Origin of the sequence: Teichococcus deserti, from assembly GCF_001982615.1 — a bacterium.
Taxonomy (GTDB): domain Bacteria; phylum Pseudomonadota; class Alphaproteobacteria; order Acetobacterales; family Acetobacteraceae; genus Pseudoroseomonas; species Pseudoroseomonas deserti.
Genome location: NZ_MLCO01000428.1, coordinates 1 through 5766 on the forward strand (window position 1 = coordinate 1; position 5766 = coordinate 5766).

Annotated in this window: 6 protein-coding genes; all 6 read right to left on the reverse strand. The window is 71.2% G+C overall.

Going from position 1 to position 5766, the window contains the following annotated elements:
• A partial coding sequence (locus BKE38_RS28480; protein ID WP_131829775.1) for a hypothetical protein occupies positions 1-877 on the reverse strand: 877 nt, incomplete at its 3' end.
• A gap of 24 nt (positions 878-901) precedes the next feature.
• A complete protein-coding gene (locus BKE38_RS28485) occupies positions 902-1882 on the reverse strand; it encodes a dienelactone hydrolase family protein (RefSeq protein ID WP_076960514.1) in 981 nt (326 codons plus the stop codon).
• A gap of 94 nt (positions 1883-1976) precedes the next feature.
• On the reverse strand, positions 1977-2552 hold the full coding sequence (locus BKE38_RS28490; protein WP_242662608.1) for a hypothetical protein: 576 nt from the start codon (positions 2550-2552) through the stop codon (positions 1977-1979).
• A 100-nt stretch (positions 2553-2652) separates the two neighbouring features.
• Positions 2653-4158 carry a tripartite tricarboxylate transporter permease gene (locus BKE38_RS28495; RefSeq protein WP_076960516.1) on the reverse strand — a complete coding sequence of 502 codons (1506 nt, stop codon included), beginning with the start codon at positions 4156-4158 and terminating at the stop codon, positions 2653-2655.
• A gap of 2 nt (positions 4159-4160) precedes the next feature.
• Complete coding sequence (locus BKE38_RS28500) at positions 4161-4685, reverse strand: tripartite tricarboxylate transporter TctB family protein (RefSeq protein ID WP_076960517.1); 525 nt, start codon at positions 4683-4685, stop codon at positions 4161-4163.
• Positions 4685-5650 carry a Bug family tripartite tricarboxylate transporter substrate binding protein gene (locus BKE38_RS28505; protein WP_076960518.1) on the reverse strand — a complete coding sequence of 322 codons (966 nt, stop codon included), beginning with the start codon at positions 5648-5650 and terminating at the stop codon, positions 4685-4687. The genes BKE38_RS28500 and BKE38_RS28505 overlap by 1 nt, the downstream gene beginning before the upstream one ends.
• Positions 5651-5766 lie beyond the last annotated feature (116 nt).

Genomic DNA, 5766 nt, shown 5'->3' on the forward strand with positions numbered 1-5766 from the left:
CCTGGCGCAGATCGACGCCGCGTCGCCCGCCCTGCAGCTGCAGGCCGTCCACCACCCAGCCCCGGAAGTCGCGGCGTCCCAGGGCCACGGCGCTTTCGCCGCTGGCGTAACGGGCCTGGGCAACCTGCGCTTCGACCGCGGCATCGCCGGGGGCCAGCGCCTCGACATGCGCCCGCAGGCGGCGGAACTCCACGCTCTGCGGCGGAACGGCCAGCGACCGCAGCAGCGCGAGCTGGGCGCCGATCGCGCCGGGATCGCGCGCGATCAACGCGCGGTAGAGCGCCTGGCCGGCCGGGCGTCCGTCGAGCCTCTCGATGATCCTGGCACGTTCGAGCAGCAGGTCGAGCGCGTCGGGCGACCGGCCCAGCGCCGCCTCGACGGCCTGCCAGCGATCGCGGAGCTCCCGCAGCTGCCAGATGACGCTCGTCTCGTGCTGGCGGGCGTTGAACATGATGAAGCTGCTGGTCGTCAGCACGCCCGGCGCCGGCAGGAGGCCAGCCTCGGCGGCGCGCTCGGTTGGCGGTTCGGCATAGATCAACCCCTGCCAGCCGGGCGTGAAGGGATAGTTGCCGCCGCAGCCCATCTTCAGCGTGGCGTCATGGGCCGCCTGGTGGAGCTGGATGGTTGGTCCCGGCTCGCCTTTCAGCGCCTCGGCCACCGTCACGGTCGCGGTCAGGACGGTCCACTCGCCGCGCCGGACCTCCTGCACCGCCGTCACCGTGCCCCGGAAGGCGAAGGACGTCGTGGGAATGGCGGCGACCGGGGACCGGGGGACATAGCTGCAGGCCGCCGCGCCGCCCGCAAACGCCGCCACCCCGAGCAGTGCCATGCCAGTCGAACGAAAAACCTGACGCACACCGCCTCCGCGAAAGCTCATCCGGCCCCCAGCATGGCGGCGCGGCTATTTCCGCACCACCCCCGTGACGAATTCGGTCACCGCCGCCACCGCCGCGGCGCGGGCCTGCGGGTGCCCGCCGACCTGCGGGCCGCGCTCGACGCAGGCATCGGTGTAGCTGAACACTGCGCCTGTCGCCGTGTTGATCAGCTGGCCGGGCGCGCGCTCCTCGATCGAGCAGTTGCGCACCGTCTGGGATTGCGGCGTCACCACCGCGGCGTCGGTCAGCGGCGTGTCGAAGCCGTGATGCGCGCCGGGATAGGTGGTGACCGCGATGTCGACGCTGTTCGCCTTCAGGCGCTCGGCCTGGGCGGCGCAGCTGCGCAGCGGGTTGTAGTCGTCGGCCTCGCCATGAATCAGGCGGATCGGGGCGGCGACCGGCTTCAGGTCGTCGATGTAGCGCGTCGCGCAATCCGCATAGAAAGGAACATAGGCGGCGAAGCCGATGCCGCTGCGGTTCCACATCTGGTGGAAGCGGGCCAGCGACGCATAGAAGGCCGCCTGGCCGCCGCGCGAGAAGCCCACCAGCACGATCTTCTGCGGATCGACCCGCGGGTGCTTCGCCAGGATCTCCAGCGAGCGGTAGATGTCGAGGATCAGGTTCAGCCGCCCGAGCCGCGCCTGGTCGGACGAGGTGCTGACCAGCCCGCGCCCGGTGAAGCCGTCGATGGCGAAGGTGGAGATGCCGCGCGCCGTGAACTGCGCCGACCACATCTCGATATTCGGCCCGATGCCGCCGGAGCCGTGCATCAGCACCACCACCGGCAGCCGCCCCGTGCCCTGCGCCACGCGCAGCTCGCCGGCGACGGTGACCGGGGTGCCGCCGGCGGCGTCGGCGGTCAGGAACTGGGCGTCGCTCAGCGTCAGGGAGGGGATCGGATGCAGCTCGACCCGGCTGGCGATGGCGGCGGTGTCCTGCGCGGCGGCGGGGCCGGCAAGGCCGGCCGACAGCAGGATGGCGGCGAGGAACCGAGAGAAACCCGGCATGGCGAAAGCTCCCTGGACGGCGCCGGGGCTCGTCGCGGCCCCGGTCAGGCTGCCAGCAAAGCCTGTTTCCGGAACCGTTGCCAGGGTGCTGCGATCATCCCCGCGCGATGGCGATGCCGCGCCCGGCGAAGAAGCGGTCGAAGTCTGCCGGCGACAGCCGCGCATCCGCCTGGGCCGCGGGGTCATGGCCGGAGGGGTTGTGGAAGATGATCTCTTCCGGTGTCGCGGCGGTGACCAGCACCAGGTGGCCGCCGCGGCTGTCGGGATGCCGCTCCGGCCAGCGGATGTCCTTGTGCACCGAGGCGATGAAGAAGTCTTTGTCCGCCAGCAGGGCAGGGAGGTCGGCCGCGGCCAGGTCGAGGCGGATCTCGCCCGCGATCCCGAAGGCTTCTGCCATGAAGGGCAGCAGCGGCGCATAGATCAGCCCGCGGATGACGCCGTCCGGCTGCTCGACATAGCCGCCGGCCGCGGTCGCGCCGCGGGCGAGCTCCATCATGCTCGGCAGCGGCGAGGCTCCACGGGCGGCCAGCACCATGCGCAGACAGGCCATGCCGCAGAGATGCCCGGCCCAGCGGGCATAGTCCTCGATGGTCGCGGCGCCCGAGCCGCGCCAGGCCGGGTCGCGCAACAGGGCGCGCTCGGCACCTTCCGCCACGACGGCCAGCGTCATGGCAGGGGTTTCCCACTGGCTGAAATAGGGGACGGGGCGACGGGGCTGGCGGTCGGGCATGGGGCCGAAACAAGGCCCGCCCGACCGCCGCGTCAAGCCGTCAGGCGGAAGCCGCCCGCCGCCGCGCCGCCAGCGCCCAGAGCCGCGGCCCGACCAGGCCCAGCAGCGCCAGGATCAGGATGCAGAGCGAGACCGGCCGGGTGACGAAGGTGGTCCAGTCGCCCTGGCTGATGGTCAGCGCCTGGCGCATCGCCTGCTCGGCCATCGGGCCCAGGATCATGCCGATGACCACCGGCGCCGTCGGGAAGTCGAAGCGGCGCATGAACATGGCGATGATGCCGATGCCGTAGAGCAGCATCAGGTCGACCACGCTGTTGCTGATGCCGTAGGTGCCGATGGTGGCGAAGACCAGGATGCCGGCATAGAGCTGCGGCGTCGGGATCTTCAGGATGCGGGCCCAGAGCCCGACCAGCGGCAGGTTTAGCACCACCAGCATGATGTTGGCGACGTAGAGCGAGGCGATCAGCGTCCAGACCAGCTCGGCCTGGGTGGTGAACAGCATCGGCCCCGGCTGGATGCCATAGGACTGGAAGGCCGAGAGCATGATCGCCGCCGTCGCCGAGGTCGGCAGGCCGAGGGTGAGCATCGGCACCAGGATGCCGGCGGCGGCCGCATTGTTGGCGGCTTCCGGACCGGCCACGCCCTCGATGGCGCCGGTCGTGCCGAATTCGTGCAGGTGCTCCTTCTTCACCAGCTTCCGCTCGGCATAGTAGCTCAGCATGGTCGGCATCTCGGTGCCGCCGGCCGGCATGACGCCGAAGGGGAAGCCCAGGCAGGCGCCGCGCATCCAGGGCCAGAAGCTGCGCTTCCAATCCTGCTTCGACATCATCAGCTTGCCGACCTCGCGCAGCTCCTGCTTGCCCTCGATATGGCGCCAGGCGAGGTAGAGCGTCTCGCCCACGGCAAACAGCGCCACGGCGACCAGCACCACGTCGACGCCGTCCAGCAGCTCGGGGATGCCGAAGGTCAGGCGCGGCTGGCCGGTCTGCAGGTCGATGCCGATCAGCCCGATCAGCAGGCCGAGGCCGAGCGAGGTCAGCCCGCGCAGCGCCGAGCCGCCCAGCACCGCCGACACCGTGACGAAGCACAGCACCATCAGCGAGAAGTACTCGGCCGGCCCCAGCTTCAGCGCCAGCTCGACGACGATCGGCCCCAGGAACGAGATCCCGAGGGTGCCGATGGTGCCGGCGATGAAGCTGCCCACCGCGGCGGTGACCAGCGCAGGTCCGGCGCGCCCGCTCTTGGCCATCTTCGCGCCTTCGAGGGCGGTGATGATCGAGCCGGATTCGCCCGGCGTGTTCAGCAGGATCGAGGTGGTCGAGCCGCCATACATGGCGCCGTAGAAGACGCCGCAGAACAGGATGAAGGCGCCGGTCGCCGAGACCTGGAAGGTGATCGGCAGCAGCAGCGCGATGGTCAGCGCAGGCCCGATGCCCGGCAGCACGCCGATGGCGGTGCCCAGGAAGCAGCCGAGCAGCGCCCAGCCCAGATTGGTCAGCGTCAGCGCATGGCCGAAGCCCATGGCGAGGCCGGCGAGGGAGTCCATGCTCAGAGGATCCCTTCCAGGATGCCGGCGCCGATATTGACGCCCAGCAGCTTGTCGAAGGCGAGGAAGGCGCCGAGCGTCACCAGCAGCCCGATGCCGAGGTCACGCAGCGGCCGGCGGCTGCCGAAGGCGGCGGCGACGAGAACGAATTGCGCGGTGGCGGCGAAGACGAAGCCCAGCGTGTCGATCAGCACCAGATTGGCCAGCAGCCCGGCGCCGAGCAGGCCCAGCGCCCGCCAGTTGGTCGGCGGCGCCTCCTGGACGTCCTCCAGCTCCTGCGACCAGCCGCCGCGCAGCGCCTTCAGCACCAGCCCGGCGCCGACCAGGATGACCATCCCGCCGACCAGCGTCGGCATGAATTTCGGCCCGACCTGGGCATAGAGCGGCGTCACCGGGATGGCATAGGCCTGCCACAGGCAGAGCAGGCCGAGGCCCAGCACGACGAGCCCGACGATCAGGTCGGGCGCCGCCGCTGTCCCGGAGTGTCCCCCGGGGTGTTCCTGGGGCCGGCTGTCGGGGGTGGCCATCAGATGAGGCCGACCTCGCGCAGCACATCGGCGGTGGCCGCCTCGTCGCGCTTGAGGAAGTCGACGAAGGCGTCGCCGGGCAGGAAGGCGTCCTCCCAGCCCTGGCGCTCCATCAGCTCCTTCCAGGCGGGCAGGGCATGCAGCTCGGTGACGAAGCGCAGCAGGTCGGCGCGCGTCTCCGGCTTGATGCCGGGCGGGCCGAAGACGCCGCGCCAGTTGCCCAGCACCAGGTCGATGCCGCTTTCCTTCAGCGTCGGCACGTCGGGCAGGCTGCGCGTCTCGCCCGAGGTCGCCAGCGCCCGCATGCGGCCGGCCTTGATCTGCTCGGCGAATTCCGAGACGCCGGAGATGCCGGCGCGCACCTGGGCGCCGAGGATCGCCGCCTGGGCCGGGCCGCCGCCGGCGAAGGCGACATAGGAGGCCTCCTTGGCCGAGCGCCCCTGGTTCTTCAGCAGCAGGCCGAGCAGGATGTGGTCCATGCCGCCGGCGCTGCCGCCGGCGACCGAGGTGCCGCCCGGATTGCTCTTCAGCGCGTCCAGGAAGCCCTTCAGGTCCTTGATGTCGCTGCTGGCGGGGACGACGATGATGCCGGGCTCGGTGGTCATCCGCGCGATCGGGGTGACGTCCTTCAGCCCGACCGGCGACTTGTTGGCCAGCACCGAGCCCACCATGACGGCGCCGCCGACCATGATGCTGCCCTCGCGGCCGCGGCGCTGCTGGATGAAGCGCGGCAGGCCGACGGTGCCGCCGGCGCCGCCGACATTCTCGAACTGGAAGTTGCCGACCAGGCCGGCGGCGCGGCCCACCTGCTCGATGGCGCGGCCCAACCCGTCCCAGCCGCCGCCGGGGCCGGCGGGGACGAAGACATGGAGCGAGGCGTAGCGCTGCTGCGCGCGGGCGGGGGCCGCCAGCCAGGGCAGGGACAGGCCGGCAGCGGCCGCGGTGATCACGGTGCGACGCAACATAGGGGACGTTCTCCGGTAGCTTTTATTTCTGGATGGCAGCCTGTGCGATATCCGCGCCACGGCAAAGCGCAAAATGAACCGGCCCCGCTCCCCCCGCTTGCACCGCAGCATCCCCC